At 70.3% G+C, this 26576-nt stretch carries 25 protein-coding genes and 2 tRNA genes; 19 read left to right on the top strand and 8 right to left on the bottom strand.

Annotation, left to right across the window (positions count from 1 at the left end; translation table 11 throughout):
* The first annotated feature begins 87 nt into the window (after positions 1-87).
* The 8 genes from ABCS02_RS29240 (at position 88) to ABCS02_RS29205 (ending at position 8663) form a co-directional block, all read left to right on the top strand.
* Positions 88-576, top strand: a complete 489-nt coding sequence (locus ABCS02_RS29240) for a ribose-5-phosphate isomerase (RefSeq protein WP_345839238.1) — start codon at positions 88-90, stop codon at positions 574-576.
* Complete coding sequence (locus tag ABCS02_RS29235) at positions 576-1568, top strand: zinc finger domain-containing protein (protein ID WP_345839237.1); 993 nt, start codon at positions 576-578, stop codon at positions 1566-1568. The genes ABCS02_RS29240 and ABCS02_RS29235 overlap by 1 nt, the downstream gene beginning before the upstream one ends.
* Positions 1569-1593: 25 nt before the next feature.
* Entirely contained in the window at positions 1594-2232 is a 639-nt protein-coding gene (locus ABCS02_RS29230) for an FMN-binding negative transcriptional regulator (protein ID WP_345839236.1), read from the top strand.
* Positions 2229-3674, top strand: coding sequence for an amidohydrolase (locus tag ABCS02_RS29225; RefSeq protein WP_345839235.1), 1446 nt, complete (start codon positions 2229-2231; stop codon positions 3672-3674). Before ABCS02_RS29230 ends, ABCS02_RS29225 begins: the two co-directional genes overlap by 4 nt.
* A 140-nt stretch (positions 3675-3814) precedes the next feature.
* Positions 3815-5239 carry a sensor domain-containing protein gene (locus ABCS02_RS29220; protein WP_345839234.1) on the top strand — a complete coding sequence of 475 codons (1425 nt, stop codon included), beginning with the start codon at positions 3815-3817 and terminating at the stop codon, positions 5237-5239.
* A gap of 86 nt (positions 5240-5325) precedes the next feature.
* Positions 5326-5994 carry a response regulator transcription factor gene (locus tag ABCS02_RS29215; protein ID WP_345839233.1) on the top strand — a complete coding sequence of 223 codons (669 nt, stop codon included), beginning with the start codon at positions 5326-5328 and terminating at the stop codon, positions 5992-5994.
* A 177-nt stretch (positions 5995-6171) separates the two neighbouring features.
* Entirely contained in the window at positions 6172-6924 is a 753-nt protein-coding gene (locus tag ABCS02_RS29210) for a glycosyltransferase family 2 protein (protein WP_345839232.1), read from the top strand.
* Positions 6925-6926: 2 nt separating this feature from the next.
* Positions 6927-8663 (top strand): DUF6798 domain-containing protein, encoded by a 1737-nt coding sequence (locus tag ABCS02_RS29205; protein WP_345839231.1) that lies wholly within the window; start codon positions 6927-6929, stop codon positions 8661-8663.
* 117 nt (positions 8664-8780) lie between these two features.
* Here ABCS02_RS29205 and ABCS02_RS29200 read toward each other — a convergent pair.
* Positions 8781-8851, bottom strand: a tRNA-Gly gene (locus ABCS02_RS29200).
* Positions 8852-8951: 100 nt separating this feature from the next.
* Between ABCS02_RS29200 and ABCS02_RS29195 the strand changes: the two genes are divergently transcribed.
* The 6 genes from ABCS02_RS29195 (at position 8952) to clpX (ending at position 13879) form a co-directional block, all read left to right on the top strand.
* Positions 8952-9026: transfer RNA gene (locus ABCS02_RS29195), tRNA-Pro, on the top strand.
* 60 nt (positions 9027-9086) lie between these two features.
* Entirely contained in the window at positions 9087-10463 is a 1377-nt protein-coding gene (gene tig / locus ABCS02_RS29190; protein WP_345839230.1) for a trigger factor, read from the top strand.
* Positions 10464-10550: 87 nt separating this feature from the next.
* Complete coding sequence (locus ABCS02_RS29185) at positions 10551-11036, top strand: tetratricopeptide repeat protein (protein WP_345839229.1); 486 nt, start codon at positions 10551-10553, stop codon at positions 11034-11036.
* Between the two features lie 110 nt (positions 11037-11146).
* Complete coding sequence (locus ABCS02_RS29180; protein ID WP_345839228.1) at positions 11147-11740, top strand: ATP-dependent Clp protease proteolytic subunit; 594 nt, start codon at positions 11147-11149, stop codon at positions 11738-11740.
* Positions 11741-11769: 29 nt separating this feature from the next.
* Positions 11770-12429: an ATP-dependent Clp protease proteolytic subunit gene (locus ABCS02_RS29175; RefSeq protein WP_345839227.1), complete on the top strand. Its 660-nt coding sequence runs from the start codon at positions 11770-11772 to the stop codon at positions 12427-12429.
* Between the two features lie 175 nt (positions 12430-12604).
* On the top strand, positions 12605-13879 hold the full coding sequence (gene clpX / locus ABCS02_RS29170) for an ATP-dependent Clp protease ATP-binding subunit ClpX (protein WP_345839226.1): 1275 nt from the start codon (positions 12605-12607) through the stop codon (positions 13877-13879).
* Here the strand turns inward: clpX and ABCS02_RS29165 are convergent.
* Both ABCS02_RS29165 and ABCS02_RS29160 read right to left on the bottom strand, forming a co-directional pair.
* Positions 13836-15143 (bottom strand): ion channel protein, encoded by a 1308-nt coding sequence (locus ABCS02_RS29165; protein WP_345839225.1) that lies wholly within the window; start codon positions 15141-15143, stop codon positions 13836-13838. The two genes, clpX and ABCS02_RS29165, sit on opposite strands and share 44 nt — an antisense overlap.
* Positions 15144-15223: 80 nt before the next feature.
* Complete coding sequence (locus tag ABCS02_RS29160) at positions 15224-17263, bottom strand: M3 family metallopeptidase (RefSeq protein WP_345839224.1); 2040 nt, start codon at positions 17261-17263, stop codon at positions 15224-15226.
* A gap of 75 nt (positions 17264-17338) precedes the next feature.
* Here ABCS02_RS29160 and ABCS02_RS29155 point away from each other — a divergent pair, with 75 nt between their 5' ends.
* The 4 genes from ABCS02_RS29155 (at position 17339) to ABCS02_RS29140 (ending at position 20321) form a co-directional block, all read left to right on the top strand.
* The gene (locus tag ABCS02_RS29155; RefSeq protein WP_345839223.1) at positions 17339-18145 is read left to right on the top strand and encodes a methyltransferase domain-containing protein; all 807 of its coding nucleotides are present in this window, start codon (positions 17339-17341) and stop codon (positions 18143-18145) included.
* A 99-nt stretch (positions 18146-18244) separates the two neighbouring features.
* Positions 18245-18859, top strand: coding sequence for a helix-turn-helix domain-containing protein (locus ABCS02_RS29150; protein ID WP_345839222.1), 615 nt, complete (start codon positions 18245-18247; stop codon positions 18857-18859).
* Positions 18856-20139: an MFS transporter gene (locus ABCS02_RS29145; protein WP_345839221.1), complete on the top strand. Its 1284-nt coding sequence runs from the start codon at positions 18856-18858 to the stop codon at positions 20137-20139. The genes ABCS02_RS29150 and ABCS02_RS29145 overlap by 4 nt, the downstream gene beginning before the upstream one ends.
* The gene (locus ABCS02_RS29140) at positions 20136-20321 is read left to right on the top strand and encodes a hypothetical protein (RefSeq protein ID WP_345839220.1); all 186 of its coding nucleotides are present in this window, start codon (positions 20136-20138) and stop codon (positions 20319-20321) included. The genes ABCS02_RS29145 and ABCS02_RS29140 overlap by 4 nt, the downstream gene beginning before the upstream one ends.
* A 12-nt stretch (positions 20322-20333) precedes the next feature.
* On the opposite strand, the gene ABCS02_RS29135 is transcribed toward ABCS02_RS29140, so the two are convergent.
* From ABCS02_RS29135 to ABCS02_RS29115, 5 genes are all read right to left on the bottom strand, one after another.
* Positions 20334-20600 (bottom strand): hypothetical protein, encoded by a 267-nt coding sequence (locus ABCS02_RS29135; protein WP_345839219.1) that lies wholly within the window; start codon positions 20598-20600, stop codon positions 20334-20336.
* Entirely contained in the window at positions 20600-21070 is a 471-nt protein-coding gene (locus ABCS02_RS29130; RefSeq protein WP_345839218.1) for a GNAT family N-acetyltransferase, read from the bottom strand. The genes ABCS02_RS29135 and ABCS02_RS29130 overlap by 1 nt, the downstream gene beginning before the upstream one ends.
* Before the next feature lie 70 nt (positions 21071-21140).
* A complete protein-coding gene (locus tag ABCS02_RS29125) occupies positions 21141-21587 on the bottom strand; it encodes a GNAT family N-acetyltransferase (RefSeq protein ID WP_345839217.1) in 447 nt (148 codons plus the stop codon).
* Positions 21584-24193 carry a valine--tRNA ligase gene (gene valS / locus ABCS02_RS29120; RefSeq protein ID WP_345839216.1) on the bottom strand — a complete coding sequence of 870 codons (2610 nt, stop codon included), beginning with the start codon at positions 24191-24193 and terminating at the stop codon, positions 21584-21586. The genes ABCS02_RS29125 and valS overlap by 4 nt, the downstream gene beginning before the upstream one ends.
* 142 nt (positions 24194-24335) lie before the next feature.
* Positions 24336-25706 carry an MFS transporter gene (locus tag ABCS02_RS29115; RefSeq protein WP_345839215.1) on the bottom strand — a complete coding sequence of 457 codons (1371 nt, stop codon included), beginning with the start codon at positions 25704-25706 and terminating at the stop codon, positions 24336-24338.
* Between the two features lie 46 nt (positions 25707-25752).
* On the opposite strand from ABCS02_RS29115, the gene ABCS02_RS29110 reads away from it, so the two are divergent.
* Positions 25753-26403 (top strand): TetR/AcrR family transcriptional regulator, encoded by a 651-nt coding sequence (locus ABCS02_RS29110; protein WP_345839214.1) that lies wholly within the window; start codon positions 25753-25755, stop codon positions 26401-26403.
* Positions 26404-26576 lie beyond the last annotated feature (173 nt).

Here is a 26576-nt window from a genome sequence, read left to right as displayed (position 1 = left end):
AAGCGGGATGGGTGTGGATCGTGTCCACCGGATCCACCTTAGTGAGGTGCGCCGGGGAGCGTCGGCGGCCTTCCCTAGACTGTCTCCATGCGCATCCACATCGCCACCGATCACGCCGGTCTCGAGTTCAGCCAGCACCTCCAGGCGCACCTCACCGAGGCCGGCCACGAGGTCGTCGACCACGGCCCGACCGAGTACGACCCGATCGACGACTACCCGGCGTTCTGCATCAACGCGGCCAAGGGGGTCGTCCGCGACCAGCAGGCGGGCGTGGAGGCCCTGGGCGTGGTGTTCGGCGGCTCGGGCAACGGCGAGCAGATCGCGGCCAACAAGGTGCTCGGCGTGCGTGCCGCCCTGGTCTGGAACGAGAGCACCGCCGAGCTGGCCCGCCAGCACAACGACGCCAACGTCATCTCGATCGGCGCGCGCCAGCACACCGTCGAGGAGGCCACCCGCTTCATCGACCTCTTCATCGCCACGCCGTTCTCGCTGGAGGAGCGCCACGTACGCCGCATCGCGCAGCTCGCGGAGTACGAGGCCACCGGCGACATCGCGGGCAAGAACGTGGACCGCTGATGCCCGAAGGCCACTCCGTCCACCGGATCGCCAAGCAGTTCGCCGTCAACTTCGTCGGCCACCGCGTGGCGGTGTCCTCGCCGCAGGGCCGCTTCGCCGACGACGCGAAGCGCATCGACGGGCACACGATGATCGCCGCGAAGGCGGTCGGCAAGCAGATGTTCCTGGAGTTCGACAACGAGCTCTGGCTGCGCATCCACCTCGGCATCTACGGCGCCTGGGACTTCGCGGGCGACATCAGCATCGACCCGACGATCGCGAGCGCCAACGGGCGGATGGGCCAAACGAATCAAAGGGGCACGGCCAACCAGACCGGCACGGTTCTGGATGAGGCCGGAGAGAACTCCCTGCACTCCATCGGGGCGCCGCGCCGCACCCGGCTGCGCATGTCGGAGTCCGAGAAGGTGGAGGCCGACATCGACGTCTTCCCGCCGGAGCCGATCGGCCAGGTACGCGTACGCCTGCTGACGGACACGGCGGTCGCCGACCTCCGCGGCCCGACCGCCTGCGAGGTGCTCGACCCGGCCGAGGTGGACGCGGTGATCGCGAAGCTCGGCCCCGACCCGCAGGTGGACGACGGCCCGGAGGCCGAGGAGGCGTTCGTCGCGAAGGTGCGCAAGAAGCCGACCTCCATCGCCCTGCTGCTCATGGACCAGAGCGTCGTCAGCGGCATCGGCAACGTCTACCGCGCCGAGCTGCTGTTCCGGGCCAGGCAGAACCCGCACACGCCGGGCAAGCTGGTCCCGGAGGACACCGTCCGGGAGCTGTGGCGCGACTGGGTGCACCTGCTGAGGATCGGCGTCGAGACCGGCCAGATGATGACGATGGACGACCTGGACGAGGAGTCCTACCGCAGGGCGATGGCCAAGCGGGAGGACCGACACTGGGTCTACAAGCGCGAGGGCCTGCCGTGCCGGGTCTGCGGAACGCACATCGTGATGGAGGAGCTGGGCGGCCGCAAGCTGTACTGGTGCCCCAAGGATCAGAAGTAGCCGGATCAGAAGTAAGGAGCGCTTCGTGCGTCAGAACCCCAGCTTCACGCTGACCGACCGGGCGGAGATCGAGCGGATCATCCGCGAGAACCCGTGGGGCACCTTCGTGAGCAACGCCTCCACGGGGCTGGTCGCCTCGCACTACCCGGTCATCCTCGACGACACGCGCGAGGAGCTCAGCATCGTCAGCCACGTCGGCCGGCCCGACGAGCAGCTCCACGAGCTGGGCGAGCACGAGCTGCTGGTGATCCTCCAGGGCCCGCACGGTTACATCTCGTCGTCCTGGTACGACGCCGACCCGGCCGTGCCGACCTGGAACTTCGTCGCCGTCCACCTGTCCGGCGTGCCCGAGTTGCTCAGCCCGGAGGAGAACCTCCAGGTGCTGGAGAAGCTGGTCGACCACTTCGAGCGCGAGCTGCCGGAGCCGCGGCAGATGCGGGGGACGCTGGAGGACGAGCGCTACGCCGAGCGCATCTCCTCCGGCACCGTCGGCGTGCGGCTGACGCCGACGAGGATCGTCGCCAAGCAGAAGATGAGCCAGAACCGCCCCGACCACATCGTGGACTCGATCATGACCGAGCTCGGCGGCGGCTCGCCCTACGCGAGCCCGGCGCTGCTGCGCGAGATGCAGCTCGTGCACGACCGGCGCCGCGCGGCGCGATGACGATCGTCCTGGGGGACGCGCGGCTCCCCAGGTCCAGTGATCTGGTCGATGTGACCGTCCGCGACGGCCGGATCGCATCCTTCGCGCCGGCCGGTGCTCCCGGCGAGCGCGGTCTGGAGCGCATCCCGCTCGACGGGCGCTGGCTCATCCCCGGGCTGTGGGACCAGCACGTGCACTTCACGCAGTGGGCGCAGACGGCGCGCCGCCTGGACGTATCGCGTGCGTCATCGGCTGCAGAGACGGCCGCACTCGTGCGCTCGCGCGCCGCGGCGGACCCCAGGACGGACGTGCTGGTCGGCTTCGGCTTCCACGACGCGCTGTGGCCCGACGCCCCGACCCGGGAACTCCTCGACGCCGCGGCGGGGGACCGGCCCGTCGTGCTGATCGCGGGCGACCTGCACTGCTCCTGGCTCAACGGCGCTGCGTTCGAGCGCTTCGCGCCGGGAGCACACGGAGCTCTGCTGCGGGAGGACGAGAGCTTCGCCCTGACGAGCCGGCTCACGCCCTCCGACGAGGCGACGCTCGACCGCTGGGCGGCGGAGGCCGCTCAGTCCGCCGCGGCGCGCGGCGTGGTCGGGATCGTGGACCTGGAGTACGGCGGGAACCTGGAGGTGTGGTCCCGCCGGTTCGCTGCGGGGTTCCGCGGTCTGCGCGTCGAGTTCGGCGTCTACCGCGACCGCCTGGCCGACGCGGTCGCGCTCGGACTGCGCACCGGCGCCCCCGTGGAGGGAACGGGCGGCCTCCTCACGATGGGCCCCTTCAAGGTCATCTCGGACGGCTCGCTGAACACCCGCACCGCACTCTGCCTCCACCCGTACCCGGACGGCGGCCACGGCGTCGCCAACCTGACGCCCGCCGAGCTGCTGGCCGACCTGCGGTTCGCGGCCGTCAACGACATCGAACCGGCCGTACACGCGATCGGCGACGAGGCCAACCGGCTCGCGCTCGACGCGTTCGAGGCGCTGGGCTCGGGAGGTCGCATCGAGCACGCGCAGCTCATCGACCCGGCCGACATCCCGCGCTTTGCCGCACTCGGAGTCACCGCGAGCGTCCAGCCCGAGCACGCGATGGACGACCGCGACGTCGCCGACCGGCTCTGGCCCGGCCGCACCGCCGACGCGTTCCCGCTCGCGGCGCTGCTCGACTCCGGCGCCCGCCTGGCGTTCGGATCGGACGCCCCGGTCGCGCCGCTCGACCCCTGGGCGGCCATCGCGTCGGCGGTCGGGCGCACGCGGGACGGCCGGGCGCCGTGGCATCCCGAGCAGCGCATCCCGGTGGAGGCCGCCCTGGCCGCCTCCACCCGGACGCGCGTCGCCGGGGGCGAGCCCGCCGACCTCGCCGTCGTGGAGAGCGACCCGCTCGCCGCGACCCCCGACGAGCTGCGCGGGATGCGCGTCGCCGCCACCCTCCTTGCCGGCCGCCTCACCCACAACGCCCTCTAACTCGCCGAAGGGCACGTTGTTGTCACTTCGGACGCCCGAAAGCGACAACGACGTGCCCCTCGGCGCAGGGGGATAACCCCCGCACGTTTCGGGAGGGTCGCGGGATGGGGCCGCGCCAGCCGTTTCGCGAGGCTGGAGGCATGAACGAACAGAGCACCGTCCCGCTGCCCGCGGGCGACATCCCCGGCCCGGTCGCCGCGTCTGCCAGTCTGGATGCCGTGACCGCACCCTCCGCCGCCCCGCGCGCCGTCTCCCGTACGTCGTACGGGTCGTTGTGGCGCGGGGTCCCGCGCGAGCTCGGCTTCCTGCTGCTGACCATGCCCATCGCGATCATCGGCCTCTCGGTGCTGGCGTCGCTGTTCTGGACCGGCCTCGGCACCATCGTCATCTACGTCGGCTTCTTCATCGTCGTCGCCACCTTCTACACGGCGCGCGCGTTCGGCGTCGTCGAGCTGACCCGCCTGGACTGGGCGGGGAGGCCGGCCATCCCGCGCCCGGTGTGGGAGCCCGCCGACAAGCCGCGCACGTTCTGGCGCATCCTCTTCGGTCCGTGGGCGAACGGCCACTACTGGCTGTACCTGCTGCACGGGATGATCATCAACCCGATCGTCAGCGTTATCAGTTGGAGCATCACGATCGCCTGGACCTCCGTCGCCCTGGGCGGCCTCACCGGCTGGCTCTGGCTCGGCTTCATCCCGAACGGGAACCGCGAGTTCTACCTCTCCCGGGTCGTCGCGGACGCGGTCTTCGGCATCCACTCGACGTTCGACCCGGTCGCCGGGGACCGCATCCTCTACCTGATCGCCGGCATCCTGTTCGCCGCGACGCTGCCTTTCGTCACCCGCGCCCTCACCCTGGTGCACCACGCCGTCGCCCGCGGCCTGCTCGGCGCCTGGCCGTCGGAGGCCCTGCAGCGCGAGGTCGCGGACCTGTCTTCCCAGCGCGGCGCCGCCGTCTCCGCCGAGGACCGGTCGCTGCGCCGCCTGGAGCGCGACCTCCACGACGGCCCGCAGCAGCGGCTCATCCGGCTGCAGATGGACATCGCCGCCGCCGAGCGCAAGCTGTCCGACGACCCGGAGGCCGCCGCGTCGCTGCTCCGCGAGGCGCGCAAGCAGGCCGGGGACACCCTGGAGGAGCTGCGCGCCCTGTCCCGCGGCTTCGCCCCGCCGATCCTCCAAGACCGCGGCCTCGGCGCGGCGGTCGACTCGCTCGCCGCGCGCAGCACCATCCCGCTGACGGTCGAGTCGACGCTGGAGCCGGGGGAGCGGTTCAGCCCGGAGGTCGAGCGCAACGCCTATTACGTGCTGGCGGAGCTGTCCGCGAACCTCGCGAAGCACTCGGGCGCGACCGCCGGCCGGCTGGTCCTGGAACGGACCGTCGACACCGCGGGCGCCCCGTGGCTGTCGGTGTGGCTGACCGACAACGGCCACGGCGGCGCGACGATCGTGCCGGGACACGGGCTGAGCGGGCTGGCCGAGCGGGTGCACGGCCTCCGCGGCGAACTCGTGGTGGACAGCCCTGCGGGCGGCCCGACGGTGATCGGGGCGCGGCTCCCGCTGACGTAGTCGCCCGCCACATTCGGCCCAAATGGCCGAATACGCCGTCGTATTCGCGCCATTCGGCACGAATCGTCGGGCTCTAGGGTGGAGGGGTGTCTGATCCCGGCCCCCTCCGCCTCGTCGTCGCGGACGACTCCGTCCTCCTCCGCGAAGGCCTGGTGCGCCTCTTCGACGAGGCCGGCTTCGAGACCGTGGGAGCGTTCGGCGACGCGGACTCCCTGCTCGCCGCCCTCCCGTCGCTGACGCCCGACGTGGCGGTGCTGGACGTCCGGATGCCGCCGACGTTCCGCGACGAGGGCGTCCGCGCGGCCCTCACGCTGCGCTCGACGTTCCCGTCGGTCGGTGTTCTCCTGCTCAGCCAGTACGTGGAGGGCACCTACGCCCAGGAGCTGCTCGCGAGCGGCCGCGGCGGCACCGGCTACCTCCTGAAGGACCGCATCGCATCCCTGGACGAGCTGCGCGACGCCGTCACCCGGGTCGCGGCTGGCGGCACCGTCCTCGACCCGGAGGTGGTGCGCGAACTGCTGGTGCGCCGCACCGACCCGCTGGCGGCGCTCACTCCGCGTGAGCGCGACGTGCTGACGCTGATGGCGGAGGGCCGCACCAACGCTGCGATCGCGGCGCGCCTGGTGATCGGAGTCGGTGCCGTGGAGAAGAACGTGACCGCGATCTTCCAGAAGCTTGCACTGGAGGACTCCGGTGACGACCACCGGCGGGTTTTGGCGGTGCTGGCCTTTCTCCAAGCGGGTCTCCCCTCCTGATCAACCGACCGGACGACCGTTTTTCACCCTCGTTTCACCCGCGCGACGGCGCGGCGCGCGTGGGCCGTTGACGCGCGAAGGTTTGTGAGGCTCTAGTATTCTTTCTCGGCCCCCGTTTTCGACGCCGGGCTCAGTGGCCCTCCGACCGGCCCTGACCTCGATCTGGATTTCCACCGAATGCCCCCTTCCTTCTCGCATCACGCGCCGCGGCTCTCGGTCGTCGTACCCATTCACAACAGCGCCTTCGTCCTCGCCCGCACTATCGAGCGCTGGACCGCCCACCTGACGGAGGGTCACAACGAGGTGATCCTGGTCGAGAACGGGTCGACCGACGTCACCTGGGAGCTCGCCCAGGAGCTCGCGCGCGACACCCCGCACGTCAAGTTCGTCCTCCTGCAGAGCGACCGCGGTATGGGCAACGCCCTGCGTGCGGGCATCGCCGCCAGCCACGGGAACCGGGTCCTCCTGACCGCGGACGACCTGCCGTTCGACTTCGGCGACCTGGAGGAGGAGTCCAAGCTCGACCCCGTCCCGGCCGTCGTCATCGGCTCGAAAGCGCACCCCGGGTCCGAGATCTCGCGCGCCGTGCACCGCCGCCTGCTGACGCACGTCTACAAGCAGCTCCGGTCCGCGATCCTGGACTCGGCGGTCGGTGACTCGCAGGGGACCATCATCGCCGACGGCGCCTGGCTGCGAGCAGTCGCGCCGTCGGTCTCGGAACCGGGTTTCCTCTTCACCACCCAATTGATCTACATCGCCGAGCTGCTCGGCATCGATGTCGTCGAAGTGCCCGTGACCCTCTCGGCCGACCATGCGCCGAAGAAGTCGACCGTCCGTCTCGGGGATGTCTGGGAGATGGGGGCCGGACTGTTCCGGCTTCGCCGTCAGCGCCGTCAGCTCCTTCAGAGCGTCCAGCAGGAAGCAGTGTGAGTGTGACCGAAAGCAAGCCGATGGAGTTCGTTCGACGGGCCGCGTCCTCCACCTGGCTGATGGCCCTCGTGCTCGCCCTCCTCCTGGGCGTGCTCGTGAACTGGGGCGCGCCGCTGCTCGGCTACGTCGCCGGCATCGGCGACCATCAGGTGCTCTCGCCCCAGGGCATCCAGTGGGCCAACCCGAACGCGTTCGTGGGCGACTGGTTCATGGAGGCCTCGCCGCAGCCGCACTGGTTCTTCGACATCGTCACGTACCTGGGTGCGCTGGTCGGGCGCATCTCGATCGCCTACTTCCTGTTCTGGTGCGGCGGTCTGATCGCCTTCGGCTTCGCGACCGCCATCCTCGCCCGGCACTGGACCCCGCGGACGCGCTGGATCGCGGGCGTGGCCTTCACGCTCGTCGCGTCGCAGACGCCGTGGTCGATCGTCGGCACCGGTTCGCCGATGATCTCGATGGCCCTCCCCGCCGTGACCGGCGGCTTCCTGGTGTACCTGTTCGTGGCCGCGCTGATCACGTCCCGCCGGATGCTGACCGCGATCCTCGGCCCGGTGGTCGCCATCGTCCACGTGCAGCAGGGCAGCGTCGTACTCATCATCCTGCTCGTCGTGCTGGCGATCGAGCTGATCCGCGACCGCCGGGTGGACTGGACGCTGCTGATCGGAGCGGGCGCGACGGCGGCCTTCGTGATCTTCGGACTCGTGCTCCGCCCCGTGGCGGCGAACCTCTCCGACTTCGTCGAGGTCTGCAACACGGTCATCCCGTACCACTGCGCCGCGCACACCTGGGCGGTCACCAAGATCTTCGGCGGCATCGGCCTGATCGCCCTGTCGGCGCTCACGGTCTTCTTCGTGGCGAGGCGCGAGCGGATCTTCTGGCTGGCCGGGGTCGCCCTGCCGGGCCTCGGGCTGCTGCTCGGGATGCTGTCCGACTTCTTCCAGATCCCGGTCGTCGGCGAACTCGCGCAGGCCACCAACGTCTACCGTCTCGCCGCCCTCGTGCTGCCGTTCGGCGTGTGGGGCATCCTCTACCCGCTGCTGAAGCCGGAGTGGAGCCGCCGCTACGCGCTGATCGTCGGCGTGTGGGTCGTGAGCTTCGGCCTCTTCCTGGTCGACCCGAGCTGGTACCAGGTCTACGCCAAGAACCCGGTGTTCCTCCTCGGCATCCTGGTCTGCGCCGGCTTCGTCGTGCTCGGAGCCCGATACCTGGGCAGCCGCTACTCCGGAGAGTTCATCACGGGGATCGGAGCGCTCGCCCTCGGCACACTGTTCGTGCTGATGACCGCGGTCGGCGGCCAGCTCATCGCGCGCCCGCTGACGATCACGTTCACCCCTGACGCGTACATCCGCCAGTGGGGTCGCTCGGTCGAGCGGATCGTCCCGGTCGGCGAACAGCTCGTCGCCCCACCGATGAGCTCGTGGGTGAAGCTGGCGACCGAGCGCGGGGTGGTGGCCGACTGCAAGGACGTCCCCTACGGCGGCACGGCCTGGAAGCAGTGGAACGAACGCCTGACCGACCTCGGCGGTGTCCTCCAGTGCGTCGGCGACCACCCTGCCCAGTTCGGCGCCCTCGACGGCCCCCAGCTCGTCGCCCTCGCCGACAAGTACAAGTCCCACTACATCGTCCTCGACGGCTCGGCGCCCGACCAGATCACGGAACTCCAGGACCTGGGGTGGAAGAAGGTCGTGAAGCCGGTGGGGGATATCACGGCGGTGTTGATGAAGAGTCCGGACGCCTGAGGACGGATGCGCAAGAACGCCCCACCCGGTTTCGGGTGGGGCGTTCTTGCGTTGGAATACGGAGAAATCGCGTCTGGTGGTCCCAAAGACCGAGGAACACCCGGAGCTTCTCTTCGGAGGGGATGACGGGAATCGAACCCGCGTAATCAGTTTGGAAGACTGAGGCTCTACCATTGAGCTACATCCCCGAAGGCCGTCCGCTGCGGATGGCCGACGACCATCGTAGTACACGCGGGGGGATGCCCGCGTGCAGTAGACTTGCGCACGGTCTTTCGCACCGCTTGAAGCCGGGGCGTAGCTCAGCTTGGCTAGAGCGCCCGCTTTGGGAGCGGGAGGTCGCAGGTTCGAATCCTGTCGCCCCGACGAGGACCTCGTTCCTTGCGAGTAGACCATCGTTCGAACATTCAGGAGAACCCAGACATCGTGAAGACCACGGTCGAGAAGCTCAGCCCCACGCGCACCAAGCTCATCATCTCGGTGACGCCGGAGGAACTGCAGCCGTCCATCAAGCACGCCTACGAGCACATCGCGGAGCAGGTGAGCATCCCCGGTTTCCGCAAGGGCAAGGTGCCGCCGCCCATCATCGACCAGCGGGTCGGCAAGGCCGCCGTCCTGGAGCACGCGGTCAACGAAGGCCTCGACACCTTCTACCGCCAGGCGGTCGAGGAGAACGACGTGCGTCCGCTCGGCCGGCCGCAGGCCGACATCACCGAGTGGCCCAGCGAGAGCGACTTCTCGGGTGACCTTCTGCTCACCATCGAGGTCGACACCCGCCCGGAGGTCACCCTTCCCGACTTCGGCGACATCACCCTCACCGTCGACGCCGCCGAGGTGTCCGTCGACGACGTCGAGGAGGAGCTCGACCGTCTGCGCAGCCGTTTCGGCACGCTCGTGACGGTCGACCGCCCGGCCAAGTCCGGCGACTTCGCCCAGATCGACCTGACCGCCGTCATCGGCGGCGAGGAGGTCGACACCGCCGCGAACATCTCCTACGAGATCGGCTCCGGCGAGCTCATCGACGGCATCGACGAGGCGCTCGACACGCTGACCGCCGGCGAGACCACCACCTTCGAGGCCCCGCTCATGGGCGGCGACCACGAGGGCGAGAACGCGCAGATCACCGTCACCCTCAACGCCGTCAAGGAGCGCGAGCTCCCGGAGGCCGACGACGACTTCGCGCAGATCGCCAGCGAGTTCGACACCATCGGCGAGCTCCGCACCAGCCTCCGCGGCCAGGTCGAGCGCGCCAAGTCGTTCGGCCAGGGCACCGCGGCGCGCGACCAGCTGGTCGACAAGCTGCTCGAACTGGTCGAGATCCCGGTCCCGGCCTCGCTGGTCGAGGACGAGGTGCACCGCCACCTCGAGCAGGAGAACCGCCTCGAGGACGACGAGCACCGCGCCGAGGTCACCGAGTCCAGCGAGAAGACCTTCCGCACGCAGATCCTCCTGGACGAGGTGGCGCAGGCGGAGGACGTCAAGGTCAGCCAGGACGAGCTCACCCAGTACCTCGTCCAGGGCGCCGCCCAGTACGGCATGGACCCGAACGAGTTCGTCAAGATCCTCAGCGAGAACGGCCAGATCCCGTCGATGGTCGGCGAGGTCGCCCGCAACAAGGCGCTCGCGATCATCCTCGGCAAGACCGAGGTCGTCGACACCAACGGCAAGAAGGTCGACCTCAGCGAGTTCGTCGCCCTCCCCGGGGACGAGGACGAGGACGCGGCTGCGGACGAGCCCGCCGCCGACGAGCCGGCCGCCGAGGAGAAGCCGAAGAAGCGCGCCGCCAAGAAGAAGGCGGAGTAACACCCTCCACACGAAGGCCGGGCGTCCCACGGGATGCCCGGCCTTCGTGCTGTCCGGTAGCGTGACGGCAGCGGACGAGGGAGCGACGTGGACGACTGGCGGCAGCGGGTGGACGCGGTGTGGGCGACGACCGACGAGCTGGGGGAGGACGGCACGGTCGCGGCGATCGACGCGCTCGTCGCCGAGCGGCCCTCCGGCGACCCGGTCGCGCTGTTCGAGGCGGGAGGTGCGCGCGACTTCGCGGGCCGTGAGGCGGAGGCCGAGCCGTTCTACCGGGCGGCGCTCGCGAACGGCCTGGTCGAGCCGGAGCGCGGGCAGGCGATCGTGCAGCTCGCGAGCACGCTCCGCAACCTCGGCCGGCCCGGTGAGGCGCTGGCGCTGCTGCGCGACCTCCTGGAGGCCGAGCCCGAGCATCCGCTCGCCGACGCCGCCCACGCCTTCGCCGCGCTGGCCCTGTTCGACGACGGCCTCCCGGCCGACGCGCTCCGGGAGTCGCTGCGCGCGCTCGTCCGGCACCTCCCGCAGTACGGCCGGGCGGTGGAGGCCTACGCCGCCGCGCTCGACGACGACTGATGCGCCGCGGCAGGCCCCGCGACACCCGCTCTGCCCAGGGCGAACAGCGCGGAAAAGCGTTCCCCGCTCCGATAGATTCGATCCCAAGCGACAAAGGAAACGGAGCGAACATGGCCGACATGGGTATCCAGCCCAGTGTTTTCGACAGACTGCTGAAGGACCGCATCATCTGGCTCGGTTCCGAGGTGCGCGACGACAACGCCAACGAGATCGCCGCGAAGCTGCTGCTCCTCGCCGCAGAAGACCCCAAGCGCGACATCTACCTCTACATCAACTCGCCCGGCGGCTCGATCACCGCGGGCATGGCCATCTACGACACGATGCAGTTCGTCCCGAACGACATCGTCACGGTGGGCATCGGCATGGCCGCCTCGATGGGTCAGCTGCTGCTGACGGCCGGCACCAAGGGCAAGCGGTACATCACGCCCAACGCCCGCGTGCTGCTGCACCAGCCGCACGGAGGCTTCGGCGGCACGGCCAGCGACATCCAGACGCAGGCCCAGCTCATCCTCGACATGAAGAAGCGCCTGGCCGAGATCACGGCCGCGGCGACCGGCAAGTCGACCGAGCAGATCAACGCCGACGGCGATCGCGACCGCTGGTTCAGCGCCCAGGAGGCCCTGGACTACGGCTTCGTCGACCACATCCGGGAGTCCGCGCTGGACGTTTCGGGCGGCGGCGGCACCGACCAGGACTCCAAGTAGCGGCCCGCCGGAAGGACAAGGACATCACTATGAACACCCCCATGCTCGGCGGGTCGGCCCTCCAGGCGCCGGGCTCCCGCTACATCCTCCCGTCGTTCGAGGAGCGCACGGCCTACGGCTACAAGCGCCAGGACCCGTACGCGAAGCTCTTCGAGGACCGCATCATCTTCCTCGGCGTGCAGGTCGACGACGCGTCGGCGGACGACATCATGGCCCAGCTCCTGGTGCTCGAAAGCCAGGACCCGGACCGCGACATCGTCATGTACATCAACTCGCCCGGCGGCTCGTTCACGGCCATGACCGCGATCTACGACACGATGCAGTACATCCGCCCGCAGATCCAGACCGTCGTGCTCGGCCAGGCGGCCTCCGCCGCGGCCGTGCTGACCGCCGCCGGCACCCCGGGCAAGCGCCTGGCGCTGCCGAACGCGCGCATCCTCATCCACCAGCCCGCCGTCGGCGAGGCCGGCCAGGGGCAGGCGTCCGACATCGAGATCCAGGCGAACGAGATCATGCGCATGCGCACCTGGCTGGAGGAGACGCTCGCGAAGCACTCCAACCGCTCGGTCGCCCAGGTCAACAAGGACATCGACCGCGACAAGATCCTCTCGGCCGAGGAGGCGCTGGAGTACGGCCTTATCGACCAGGTGCTGACCAGCCGCAAGACGCTGCCGGCGCTCGTCAAGTAGCTCTTCATCGCTGAACGCCCCCGTCCATACCGGACGGGGGCGTTTCGCGTGCCGCGACTGGGCGTGTCTGCTCCTGGCATAAGGGCCCCGCGTGTCGAATCGCCTCCGGTGCGCCCCAATGTCGCCGTCTCGGGTTAGGCTCGACGGAGAGACCCGAAGAAGGAGGGGGAGACGGATGGCACGCATCGGGGAGAGCGCCGATCTGCTCAAGTGTTCCTTCTGTGGCAAGAGCCAGAAGCAGGTGCAGCAGCTGATCGCCGGTCCTGGCGTGTACATCTGCGACGAGTGCGTCGAGCTCTGCAACGAGATCATCGAGGAGCGGCTCGCGGAGGCGGGCGAGGAGGCCTCCGGCGAGTTCGACCTCCCGAAACCGAAGGAGATCTTCGGCTTCCTCGAGGAGTACGTCATCGGCCAGGAGCAGGCGAAGCGCGCCCTGGCCGTCGCCGTCTACAACCACTACAAGCGGGTGCGGGCCAAGCAGACCCTCACCTCCGCCGACGCCATGGACGACGTCGAGATCGCCAAGTCGAACATCCTGCTGATCGGCCCGACCGGCTGCGGCAAGACCTACCTGGCCCAGACGCTCGCGCGCCGGCTCAACGTGCCGTTCGCGGTCGCCGACGCCACCGCTCTGACGGAGGCCGGCTACGTCGGCGAGGACGTCGAGAACATCCTGCTCAAGCTCATCCAGGCCGCCGACTACGACGTCAAGCGCGCCGAGACCGGCATCATCTACATCGACGAGGTCGACAAGATCGCCCGCAAGGCCGAGAACCCGTCGATCACGCGCGACGTGTCCGGCGAGGGCGTGCAGCAGGCGCTGCTGAAGATCCTGGAGGGCACCGTCGCCTCCGTCCCGCCGCAGGGCGGCCGCAAGCATCCGCACCAGGAGTTCATCCAGATCGACACGACGAACGTGCTGTTCATCGTGGCCGGCGCCTTCGCCGGGCTGGAGGACATCATCTCCTCGCGTGCAGGCAAGAAGGGCATCGGCTTCGGCGCCCCGCTGCACTCCAAGGGCGACGACATCAACCTCTTCTCCGAGGTGCTGCCGGAGGACCTGCACAAGTTCGGCCTCATCCCGGAGTTCATCGGCCGCCTCCCGGTCGTCACCACGGTGACCCCGCTCGACCAGGATGCGCTCATGCAGATCCTGACCGTGCCGAAGAACGCGCTCGTGCGGCAGTATCAGCGCATGTTCGAGCTCGACGGCGTGCAGTTGGAGTTCGAGCACTCGGCCCTGGAGGCCATCGCCGACCTCGCGGTGCTCCGCAAGACCGGCGCCCGCGGCCTCCGCGCGATCATGGAGGAGGTGCTCGGCCCGATCATGTTCGAGGTGCCGTCCAGCTCCGAGGTCGCCCGGGTTGTCGTCACCAGGGAGGCCGTGCTGGAGAACGCGGCTCCGACTATCGTCCCGCACCGCCCGCGGCGCGAGGAGAAGTCGGCGTAAGCGTCGCCGGCTTGATCAGGAACTCGGGCGCCTTCGTCACCATCAGCCACGCCGGGAGCACGGCGAGCGACAGGATGGGCAGCACCAGCAGGTTCTGAGTGACGGCGACGCCGATGAAGATGGCGATCCAGCCGTCCCGGGTGACGGCGAGCGTGATCCCGAAGACGCCGGCGGCGACGGCCACGGGCAGCGGGATGCCCGGCACCAGGGCGACGGCGAGCGTCCCGATCGCGGCGCCGATGAACACGGCCGGGAACACGCGGCCGCCGCGGAAGCCGGCGCTGGCCGCGACGAGCAGCGCGGCCAGTTTGACCACGATGATCAGCACGAGCTGCCCCGTCGGGTAGTCGGCGCGGTTCACGACGAGCGTGCCCATCTGCTCCAGCCCTTTGAACAGGGTGATCGGCCCGCCGAGCGCGCCGAGCAGGCCGAGCACCACGCCGCCGGCGAGCGTGACGAGCAGCGGATGCCGCAGCGCATGGAACGCCCGGTGGATCAGCGGGAACAGCACGGCGCCGAGCAGCCCCAGCGCGGTGGAGACCACCCCGATGATCAGCGCGGCCAGCACATCCCAGCCGGTCACCTGCGTGTACGACGGCATCGGGATCCCGAAGTGCGGGTGCGCCAGCAGCGTCATGGTCAACGAGCCGGCGGCCGCCGAGACCAGCGGCAGGAACAGCTTGTCCCACAGCGCGCCGCCACCCTTCACCGCCGCGACGACGCCCGTGAAGACCAGCGCGGCGGCCACCGGGGTGCCGAACAGGGCTCCGATCGTGCCTGCGGCGGCCATCAGCATGACGATGCGCGCCGGGACGGCCTTCCAGAGCCGGCCGACCAGCGCGACCAGGAGGCTGACGTTGATCGCGATGATCGGGTTCTCCGGCCCGAGGCTTACGCCGCCGGCCAGCCCGAGCACCGCCGCGAGGGCGAGCGAGGGAACGGCCCCGACCTTCAGCGGCGTGGAGACGAGATCCGTCGTCGCCGAGTCGGGCCCGGCGTGGCCGGGGACGAGCCAGACCGTCAGGCCGACCGCGAGGCCGGTGACGGTGAGGATCAGGAAGATCCACCAGCCCGACGACGGGTCGATCCCGAGCGCCTTCGGGAGCGAGGTCCAGATGCCGTCGTCGATGACCGCGGCCAGCTCGTCCACCGCCCACAGGGTGAGCGCGCTGACCACGCCGATGACGACCGCGGGGATGGACAGGAGGAGCAGCGACCGCACGGAGGGCGCGGCCAATTCCGGTTCCGGTGCCGTCGAGGTCATGCTGCTGCCCCCTTCTCGCGTTGCGCTCAGGCTAGAGGGCCACGCGGGAAGGGGGCTAGGTGCAGTTCGGGACCGGCGGCTCAGCCGTCGAGGCCGCGGCGCTTCAGCAGCGGCTCGATGACGGCGTCACGCCCGCGGAAGTCGCGGTACGCCTCCAGCGGGTCCTTCGAGCCGCCGACGCCGAGGAGGCGGCCCCGGAACCGGTCGCCGTTCTCGCGGCTGAGGCCGCCGTTCTCCTTGAACCACTCCACCGTGTCGGCGTCGAGGACCTCGCTCCAGATGTAGGAGTAGTACCCCGCGTCGTAGCCGCCGGAGAAGGTGTGCGCGAAGTAGGTGCTCGCGTAGCGCGGCGGCACGGCCGGGTTGTCGAGGCCGACCGCCGCGAGGGCCGCCGCCTCGAACGCGGCGACGTCGGTCACGGTGTCGTCGGCGGTGATGGCGTGCCACGCCTGGTCGAGCAGGGCGGCGGCGAGGTACTCGCTCGTCGCGAAGCCCTCGTTGAACGACTCGGAGGCGTGCAGCTTGTCGATGAGCTCCTGCGGCATCCGCTCGCCGGTCTCGTGGTGCACCGCGTAGTTCGAGACGATCTCGGGCCACAGCATCCACATCTCGTTCACCTGGCTGGGGAACTCGACGAAGTCGCGGAAGACGTTGGTGCCGGCGAACTTGGGGTAGGTGACGTGCGCGAACAGGCCGTGGAGGGCGTGGCCGAACTCGTGGAACAGCGTGTTGGTCTCGTCGTAGGTGAGCAGGGTCGGCTCGCCGGCGGCCGGCTTCGGCACGTTGAGGTTGTTGACCACGACGGTCGGGTAGCCGAGCAGCTCGGACTGCGAGATCAGCGGGTTCATCCAGGCCCCGCCGCGCTTGGAGTCGCGGGTATAGAGGTCGAGGAGGTACAGGCCGAGCCCGGAGCCGTCCTCGTTGCGCACCTCGAAGACGCGCGCGTCCGGGTGGTAGGCGACTAGGTCGGGCCGTTCCTCGAAGGTGATGCCGTACAGGCGGGTGGCGGCGAAGAAGACGCCGTCGCGCAGCACGCGCTCCGCCTCGAAGTACGGTCGCATCGCCGCGAAGTCGACGTCGTAGGTCGCCTGGCGGACCGTGTCGGTGAGCTTCGCCCAGTCCCAGCTCTCGACCGTCTCACCGGCGCCGAGCTGTTTCTGGAGGTCCGCCTGCTCGGCGCGCGCGTTGCGGGCGGCGGGAGGCGCGAGCCGACCGAGCATGTCCGCGACCGCCTGCGGGGTCCGCGCCGTCTCGTCCGCCGTGACGAAGGCGGCGTGCGTGTCGAAGCCGAGCAGGCGGGCGCGCTCGGCGCGCAGCCGCGTGATCTCCAGCACCAGGTCGCGGTTGTCGTGCTCGCCGCCGCGGATGCCGCGGGAGCGGGAGGCCGCCATGATCCGCTCGCGGGAGCGGCGGTCGGTGAGGCTCGCGAGCCACGGGTGGCCGGTCGGCAGGACGAGGGTGACGACGTACTTCCCGTCGAGTCCGCGCTCGCGGGCGGCCTCCGCTGCCGCCGAGAGCTCGCCTTCGCCGAGGCCGTTCAGCTCCTCGGCCGAGTCGAACACGACCGCGAGCTCGTTGGTGTCGGCGAGCAGGTTCTTCTCGAAGCGCGTCGTGAGCGTGGAGAGGCGCTGGTTGTACTCGCGCAGCCGCTTCTTCTGCTCGTCGTCGAGCCCGGCGCCGGCGAGGGTGAACTCGGTGAAGTAGCGCTCGATGAGGTACACGCCCTCGGCGTCGAGCCCAAGGTCGTGGCGCCGCTCGTGCAGCGACGCGATGCGGGCGTAGAGCGCCGGGTTCAGGCGGATGGCGTCCTGGTGGGCGGAGAGCAGGGGAGCGATCTCCTCCTCCAGCGCGTTCGTGAAGTCGGTGCTGTCCGACGAGCTCTTGTTGAAGAACACCTCGGCGACCCGCTGCAGCACCTGCCCGGAGCGCTCCAGCGCGAGCATCGTGTTCTCGAACGTCGGCTCGTCGGGGGAGGACGCGATCGCCTCGACCTCGGCCAGCTCCTCCGCGAAGCCCTGCTCGAACGCGGGGCGGTAGTGCTCGTCCCGGATGTCGGCGAACGGCGGGAGCTGGTAGGGGAGCGGACTGGGGGAGAGGAAGGGGTTCGAGGAGTCGGCCATGCCCTCAGCCTAGAGGCACCGAATGTTCACCCGGCACGCCCCGGTGGCGGTCGCGGCCGAACCTAGGATGGCCGCATGAAGGTCGTCGATCGGTATCTCCACGGTCATCACGCGAGCGTCCTGCGGTCCCACGAGTGGCGGAATCTGGCGAACTCGGGCGCCTATTTCGCCGGTCTGCTCCGCCCGGGGATGACCGTCCTCGACGTCGGCAGCGGCCCGGGCACGCTCACGTTCGACATCGCGGCGCGGGTGGCGCCCGGCGCGGTGACCGGCGTCGACCGGAGCGCCGACATCGTGGCGCACGCCACCGGGGCCGCGAGCCGGCGCGGTGCCGCGGGCGTGTCGTTCGCTGTGGGTGACGCGTACGCGCTCGACTTCCCGGATGACTCCTTCGACGTGGTGCACGCGCACCAGGTGCTCCAGCACCTCTCGGATCCGGTGGCCGCGCTGCGGGAGTTCCGCCGGGTCGTGCGCCCGGGCGGCTTCGTCGTCGCACGCGACGTGGATTGGGGCGGCACGATGTGGGCGCCGAAGCTGCCCGGCCTGGCCGAGTGGATGCGGATCACCCAGACGATGCAGCGCGGCAACGGCGGCGAGCCCTTCGCCGGCCGGTTCCTCCGCGCCTGGGCGCTCGACGCCGGCTTCGCGGACGTGACGAGCTCCGCGTCGGTGTGGTGCTTCGCGTCGGACGAGGAGCGGCGCTGGTGGGGCGGCCTCTGGAGCGAACGGGTGACGCACTCCGACTGGGGCGCGCAGGCGCGGGAGGCGGGCGAGGCGGACGCGGAAACGCTCGACACGGTCTCCCGGGCCTGGCTGGAGTGGGCCGCGGACGCGTCGGGGTGGTACGGGATGCCGCACGGGGAGATCATCGCGCGCGGCTGAGCCGTCCCTTCCGAACACTCGGTTGCAAAGAGTTGATTGCAAACGAAGAATTGCAAAGAAATGCTTGCAAAGAACTCTTTGCATGGCTACTCTGGTCCCATGTCCACCGATGACGAGTACGAGCCGCACTTCGAGTCTCTCGGCATGCCCGCCCTGCGCGCGCTCGCCCACCCGCTGCGCGTCGAGATCATGAACGAGTTGTCCGACTTCGGCCCGGCCACCGCCTCCATGCTGGCGGAGCGGCTGGGGGAGTCGAGCGGGGCCACCAGCTACCACCTCCGCCAGCTCGCCAAGCACGACATCATCGTGGAGGACACCGAGCGCGGCAGCGGCCGCGAGCGCTGGTGGCGGATGGCGCCGGGCGGCGTCACCATCGGCGGCGCTGAGACGCTGGAGACGCCCGCCGGCCGCGAGGTCACTGAGCAGATCTCGCTGAGCTGGGCGCAGAACAACGACCGCCGGCTCACCTCGTACCTGCGCCGCGGGCTGGACACCTTCGGGCCGGAGTGGGTGGAGGCCTCGGCACTCTCGACCTCCCACCTGGAGTTGAGCCGCGACCAGCTCGCCGAGTTCGCCACCGAGTACTACAAGCTGCTCAACCGCCTCAAGGAGAAGTGGAAGACCGAGCCGGCCGGCGAGCGCAAGCGCATCCAGGCGCAGTTCAACGCGTTCCCGCTGGTCGAGCAGGAGCACCGCGCGGAGGAACGGCCGTGACCACGGCGACGACGGAGAAGACCCGCCTCGGCGACGGCTTCGGCCGGCTCTGGAGCGCCGCCATCGCGAGCAACCTCGCCGACGGTATCGGCCGCACCGCGGTCCCGCTGATCGCCACCACGCTGACCCACGATCCCGCGCTCATCGCCGGGCTGACCGCCGTGACCTTCCTGCCCTGGCTGCTGTTCGGCATCCCGGCCGGGATGCTGCTCGACCGCGTCGACCGGCGGGCGGCGATGGCCGCCGCCAATGCCGTCCGGTTCGCCGTCGCCGCCGTCGTGGCGCTGCTCATCGCCACGGACGCGCTGACCATCTGGAGCCTGTACGCCTGCATCCTCGCCTTCGGGCTCGGCGAGACGGTCTTCGACACCGCGACCACCACGGTCACGCCCAGCATGGTGACCCGCAGCCAGCTCGACCGGGCGAACGGGCGGCTCCAGTCCGCCGAGATCGTCGTGGAGAACTTCATCGCGACGCCGATCGCCGGCTTCCTGTTCGCTGCCGCGATCGCGCTGCCGCTGTGGCTGACCGGCGCCGGGTTCCTCATCTCGGTGCTGCTCGTCCTCACCATTCCGGTGGCGGCGGCGCGCGCGCACCTGATCGGCGAGGAGGGCGGGGAGGCCGCGCCTCGCCCGCGGCTGGGCGCTGTCGTGCGCTTCCTCTGGGACGACCGCTTCCTGCGGAAGATGATCGTCCTCACGTCGATCACCGCGTCCGCGCTGGCGTTCGCGCAGGGCAGCGTCGTGCTGCTGCTCCTGCAGACCTACGCGCTGCCTGCGTCGCTGGTCGGCGTCGTCACCGCGGTGATCGGTGCGGGCGCGCTCGTCGGCGCGCTGTGCGCCAGCGGGTTCGTGACCCGGTTCGGCCGCGGGCGCGTGATGTACGTGGCCATGCTGCTCGGCGGCCTCGGCCTCCTGGGCGTCGGGCTCACCGACAACATGGTGGCCGGCATCCTCGCCTACGCGCTCGGCGCCTTCGGCGTCGCGGTGTGGAACGTCCCGTGGGGCGCGCTGCGGCAGGCGATCGTGCCCGGCGCCATCCTCGGCCGGGCGATGGGGATCGTCCGCACCATCGGCTGGGGACTGACGCCGATCGCCACGGTGCTCGGGGGCTTCGTCGCCCGCGTCGACCTCCGCCTGCCGTTCCTCATCGGCGGCGTGGTCGTGGTGGTGCTCGCCCTGATCGCCACGCGCCTCCTGCTCAGCGCCGGCCGCTACGGCCAGGCCGCTGAGGCCTCAACACCAGAAGAACAGACCATCCCGGAAGGAACCGCATCATGACCGCCATCGCCGTGCCCGTGCACCGGCCGTTCAGCCACCGCGCAGCACTCCGGCTCGGTCGCGCCCTCACCGCGTGGGGGATGCGCCAGCCTGCCCGCCACAACCGTCACGCCGAGCTCGTCGCGACCGTCGAGCAGACCCGCGACCGGGCCGCGCGGACGCTGCCGCAGCTCCCGCGCTGAACCGCCGGCCGGCTACGCCTCGTCGTAGTCCGAGGGCTCGGTCTCGACCACCTGCGTGATCGTGGCCGAGTCCTCGTGCGCGTTGTAGCGGATGATCGTGCCGTCGTCGAGCTCGACGACGGGGTTGCCCTCCAGCCAGGTCAGCGTCCAGCGCCAGCCCGCGGTCTCGATGTCGGTCGCCGCGAGCTCCTCCTCGACGGTGGAGACGGCGTAGGTCACGACCTCGGGGAGGTTCGCCGGCGGGGTCTCGCCAACGGCCCAGCGGGTCCCGAGCTGCATCAGGCGCTCTCGGCGTTCTGGGCGGCCGCGAGGTCGATCTCGTACGTGACCCACGCGGTCCTGCTCGCGACCGAGTCGTAGACGCGCTGCGCGTCCGCGTTGTCGGTCGCGGTGATCCACTGCACGACGCCGAGGCGGCGTTCCTCCGCGAGGGCGCGGACGGCCGCGATGAGCTGGTGGCCGACGCCCTTGCTGCGCTCGTCCTCCAGCACGTAGAGGTCGTCGAGGAAGAGCCCGCGGTCGCCCTCCAGCGGCCGGGCGAACTCGCGCACGTTGGCGAGGCCGACGATGCGGTCGCCGTCCACGGCGACGAAGCCCTGCTCCTCGTGGTCGGGATCGCTGAGCCAGGACCACAGGACGAGCGCCCTCTGGTCGGTCAGCTCGGTGTCGTAGAACTCCGCGTACTTCGCGTACAGGTCCAACCAGGCGAAGAAGTCGCCATCCTTGACCGGTCGAACTACCGTCGACATCAGCCCCTCCGTTCGCCTTGCTCCCCGGCTCAGGAGTCCGGGAGTCGTATCGACCCTATCGCGGACCCGTTCAGGGGACGAGGTCGTAGGTGACCCACTTCGTCTTCTCCGCCACACGATCGTAGAGGCGGCGGGCCGTCTGGTTGTCCTTCGCGGTGATCCAGCGCACGACCGAGAGGCCGCGCTCCTGGGCCAGGCCGCGCAGCTTCTCGAGGAGGGCGGTGCCAGCCCCTTCGCCGCGCGCCTCCGGGAGGACGAACAGGTCGTCGAGGTAGAGACCGGTGCTGCCGTCGAGCGGACGGGCGAACTCGCGCACGTGGGCCAGGCCGATCGGGGTGCCCTCCGCGTCGACCGCGAAGTAGGCCTCCAGGCTGTTCTCCGCGTCGGTGATCCAGCTCCACACGAGGAGCGCCTTCTCATCCGTCACGGGGGTCTCGTAGAACTCGCCGTAGCCCGCGTAGAGGTCGAGCCAGGTGAAGAACTCGTTGTCCTCCACGCGCCGAACGTCAGCCGTCATCGTTCCTCCTCGCTCAGCGTCTGCGCAAGGAGGATATCCGTTACTTCGAGCGTGTCGGCGGCTACGAAACGCAGTTCTGCGATTCTGCCCACCGAAGCCAGGTCCGCCGAGGCCGACTCGATGGCGGCCAGTTCGTCCGCCGGCGCGCCGATGACGGCGGAGTCGACGGGCGTGCGCTGGGAGGCCTTGGCGGCCGTCTTGGCGCCGCGGATGCCCGTCAGGGCTCGGCCGACGACGGTGAGGACGGAGCGGGCGTCATCCCAGTCCTCGGCGACCTCGGCGGTCTGCGGCCAGGGCGCGAGGTGCACGGATCCGGTCTCCGACCAGCTCCAGGCCTCCTCGGACGCGAACGGCAGCACCGGCGCGAACAGGCGCAGGAAGGCGGACAGGGCCGTGCGGAGGGCGACCACCGCGGACACCTGGCCGGCGTTGTGCTCGCCGTAGGCGCGCTCCTTGACCAGCTCCAGGTAGTCGTCGCAGAACGTCCAGAAGAAGGTCTCGGCCGTCTCCAGCGCGCGGGCGTGGTCGTAGCCCTCCAGCGCGGTGGTGGCGTCGGTCACGACATCCGCGAGCTGCTGCAGCATGCTGCGGTCGAGCGGCGCGGTCACCTGGGCGAGGTCGAGCGACTCCGGGGCGTCGAAGCCGTGGATGAACTTCGCCGCGTTGAGCAGCTTGATCGCCAGGCGGCGGCCGATCTTGATCTGGGTCGGGTTCTGCGGGTCGAACGACGCGTCGGTGCCGAGCCGGGAGGACGCCGCCCAGTAGCGCACCGCGTCGGAGCCGTGCTTCTCCAGGATGTCGGCCGGCGTGACGACGTTGCCCTTCGACTTCGACATCTTCTTGCGGTCGGGGTCGACGATGAAGCCGGAGATCGCGGCGTTGGACCACGGCGCGACGCCGTGCTCCAGCTGCGAGCGCAGCACGGTCGAGAACAGCCAGGTGCGGATGATGTCCTGGCCCTGCGGGCGCAGGTCGAACGGGTAGACCGCCTGGAACAGCTCAGGGTCGTCCACCCAGCCGCCCGCGAGTTGCGGGGTCAGCGAGGAGGTCATCCAGGTGTCCATCACGTCGTGCTCGCCGACGAAGCCGCCGGCTTGGCCGCGCTGCGACTCCTGGAACCCCGGCGCCGGGTCGGAGGACGGGTCGACGGGGAGGCTGTCCTCCGCCGGCAGGATCGGCTGGTCGAACAGCGGGTTGCCCACGCCGTCGAGCGGGTACCAGACCGGGATCGGCACGCCGAAGAAGCGCTGGCGCGAGATGAGCCAGTCGCCGGTGAGGCCGTTGACCCAGTTCTCGTAGCGGACGCGCATAAAGTCGGGATGCCAGTCGAGGCTGCGGCCGAGCTCGATGAGGCGCTCGCGCAGCTTCTCGTCGCGGGCGCCGTTCTTGACGTACCACTGGCGCGTCGAGACGATCTCCAGCGGCTTGTCGCCCTTCTCGAAGAACTTGACCGGGTGCTGGATGGGCTTGGGCTCGCCGACCATGTCGCCGGAGGCGCGCAGCAGCTCCACGACGGCCTGCTTGGCCGAGAACACGGTCTTGCCCGCGAGCTGCGCGTAGGCCTCGCGGCCCTCGTGGCTCTCGATCGCCGCCGGCGGCTCCGCGATGATGCGGCCGTCGAAGCCGATGATCGCGCGGTTCGGGAGGTCGAGCTCGCGCCACCAGGTGACGTCGGTGATGTCGCCGAAGGTGCAGATCATGGCGATGCCGGTGCCCTTGTCGGGCTGCGCGAGGTGGTGGGCGACCACGGGCACGTCGACGCCGAACACGGGCGTGCGCACCGTCGTTCCGAACAGCGGCTGGTAGCGCTCGTCGTCCGGGTGCGCCACGAGCGCAACGCACGCGGGGAGCAGTTCGGGACGGGTGGTCTCGATGTAGATCGGGCCGTCGGCGCCGTGGAAGCCGACCCGGTGGTACGCGCTCGGCTGCTCGCGGTCCTCCAGCTCGGCCTGCGCGACGGCGGTGCGGAAGGTGATGTCCCAGAGGGTGGGGGCGAGGGCCTGGTACGCCTCGCCGCGGGCGACGTTACGGACGAAGGCGAGCTGCGAGGTGTGCAGCGCCTCCCGGCCGATGGTCCGGTAGGTCTGCGACCAGTCCACGGAGAGCCCGAGCGTGCGCCAGAGCGCCTCGAACTGCTTCTCGTCCTCCACGGTCAGCCGCTCGCACAGCTCGATGAAGTTGCGGCGCGAGATCGGCTTCTGGTCGGCCGCCTTGGCGCTCTTGTTGTCGCCGCCCTCGAACGGAGGCACGAAGTCGGCCTCGTACGGGAGCGACGGGTCGCAGCGCACGCCGTAGTAGTTCTGGACGCGGCGCTCGGTGGGCAGGCCGTTGTCGTCCCAGCCCATCGGGTAGAAGACGCGCTTGCCGCGCATGCGCTGGTAGCGCGCCACGATGTCGGTGTGCGTGTAGCTGAACACGTGTCCGATGTGGAGGGAGCCGGAGGCCGTGGGCGGCGGAGTGTCGATCGAGTAGATCGCGGCGCGGCCGGCGGCGATGGCGCCGTCCCGATCGAATTCGAAGGTGCCGTCCTGCTGCCAGCGACCGCCCCAGACGGCCTCCAGGCCCTCGAGTGCTGGCTTGTCGGGCACGGGGTTCGCGGCGGTCATGGCTCTCCGATTCGATATGTGCGGCACCGCGTCAGGGGTGCCTAAGTGTGTGGGTCGCGTTAAAGCGTACCGGAGCGCGCCGAAGGGCACGTCGTTGTCACTTCCAGGCGCGAAAAGCGACAACGACGTGCCCCTCGATTGGTTAGGCGGCTGCGGAGGCCTCCACGGCTTCGATGGTCTGGGCGTCGGTGGTGCCCTCGTCGATGATCGGGCGACGGCGGCCAGCGGCCCAGGCGGCGACCAGCGTGATGATCGACATGACTGCGAGCACGACGCCCGGGTGCCACCACGCGTTGTGGACGGCCTGGCCGAACACCAGCGTCAGCGCCGGCACGAACGAGGTGACCAGCGCGGCGACGCTGTACGCGACCGAGAGCGCGCTGTAACGGATCGGGCTCGGGAAGAGGTCGGACATCAGGCCGCCGAGGCCCGCCCAGGACAGGGTGGGCAGGATGCCGCCGATGATCATGCTCCCGACGAGGATGCCGAACGACGCGCTCTGCAGCAGGAAGTATATCGGGAAAGCGACCACGAGCGTGCCGATCGCGCCGATGGCGACGACGCGCGCCGAGCCGATCTTCGCGGCCCACAGCCCGAACAGCGGGATCGTGACGAGCTGCAGCAGCCCGCCGATCGTGGTCGCCACCAGCAGGTCCTGGAACTTGAACCCGAGCACGGCGGTGCCGTAGTCGACCATGTAGGTGTTCATCAGCGAGTACGAGCCGATACCGAGCACGGCGGCGCCGATCGCGATGACGAACGCGACAGGGGCCTTGGTGAAGACGTCGAGCACCGGGAAGCGGTCGCGGCGGCCGGTCTCCACGAGCTTGCGGAACACCGGGGTCTCGTCGATCGACCAGCGCAGGTAGAGCGAGACCAGCAGCAGCGGGAACGCCGTGAGGAACGGGATGCGCCAGCCCCACGACGCGATGTCGGCCGGCGACATCGTCAGTGTCAGGACGATGAAGACGACCGCGCTGAGGATGGAGCCGACCGGCGAGCCGAGCTGGGGGAGGGCGGCGTAGAAGCCGCGGCGCTTCGGGTTGGCGTACTCGGTCGCCAGGAGGATCGAGCCTCCCCACTCGCCGCCGAGCGACAGGCCCTGGACGAGGCGCAGCAGGACGAGCACGACCCCGCCGACCCAGCCGGCGGCGGCGTAGGTCGGCAGCACGCCGACGAGGCCGGTGCTGATCCCCATCAGGAGGATCGTCATCAGCAGCACGGGACGGCGGCCGATCCGGTCGCCGAGGTGGCCGAAGACGACGGCGCCGACCGGGCGGATCACGAAGCCGGCCGCGATGGCCAGGAAGCCGGCGAGGACGCCGCCGAACGGGCCGAGCGGGGTGAAGAACAGCGGGCCGACGAAGAAGGCGGCGAAGTACGCGTAGAGGTAGAAGTCGTACGATTCGAGGGAGGTCCCGACGAACGATGCGATGGCGACGCGGCGAGCGGTGCCCGGCGTGATGCCCGGGCGATCGGTCTCGCTGACGGCGAGCGTGGGGGTGGAGGTCACGGGTGTCCTTCTGACGGGGGTATTTGAACCGGGTCCAATATTAGGCGTGAGGAGACAACGCATCGTGACACCGCGGCATTCCGACGGCCAGGGCGCGCCCGGATCCGGCCGGCCCCGCGCCTCGTCGCGCCGCATGCTGGCCGAGGCGGCGGGCGAGCTGTTCCTGGAGCAGACCTACGCCGGGACGACCGTCGACGACATCGCCCGCCGGGCCGGCGTGAGCCGGGCGACGTTCTTCAACTACTTCTCCGCCAAGAGCGACCTGCTCTGGCTGGAGGTCGACGAGTCCCTGGCGGCGTTGCCCGCCATGCTCGCCGAAGCCGGCGACGACGTGGAGCCGATGGCGGCCGTGCTCGCCGCGGTCCTGCGGCTGGCCGACGGGTTCGGGCCCGAGCGGCTCCCGCTCGCGGTGACGCAGGTGGAGCTGATGGGCACCGACGCCGAACTGCAGGCGTCCGCACTGCCGCGCTTCCTCTCCGTCGTGCGTCAGGTGGCCGCCGCGATCGCCCGGCGGTCGGGCGACGATCCGGGCGGCCTCCTGCCCCGGGCGGCCGCCACGGCGGTCGTCGGAGCGGCGGTCGCGGCCGCGGGCGTCTGGGCGCGCGCCGGCGTGGGCCGCGGCCCGCTGACCCCGGTGGTGCGCGACGCCATCGAGCCGGTGTGCGCCGGCTACGCGGCGGCGCTCGCGAACCGATAGAATGGTGCGAACGACGTCGACCCGGCTATCACCGGCGAGTCTTCGGAAGAACGGCGGGCCCTCGCCCGCTCAGTAGAACCGAACGGGGCAGGCCCGTCACAGCCGCAGAACGAGAGGCTTCATCCGGCGCCGCAGGCGGAGGGGGCAAGCGGGGTGGTACCGCGACGGGCGTG

It is taken from the genome of Microbacterium sp. X-17 (assembly GCF_039615055.1).
This window is presented reverse-complemented; position numbering and strand designations above follow the sequence as displayed.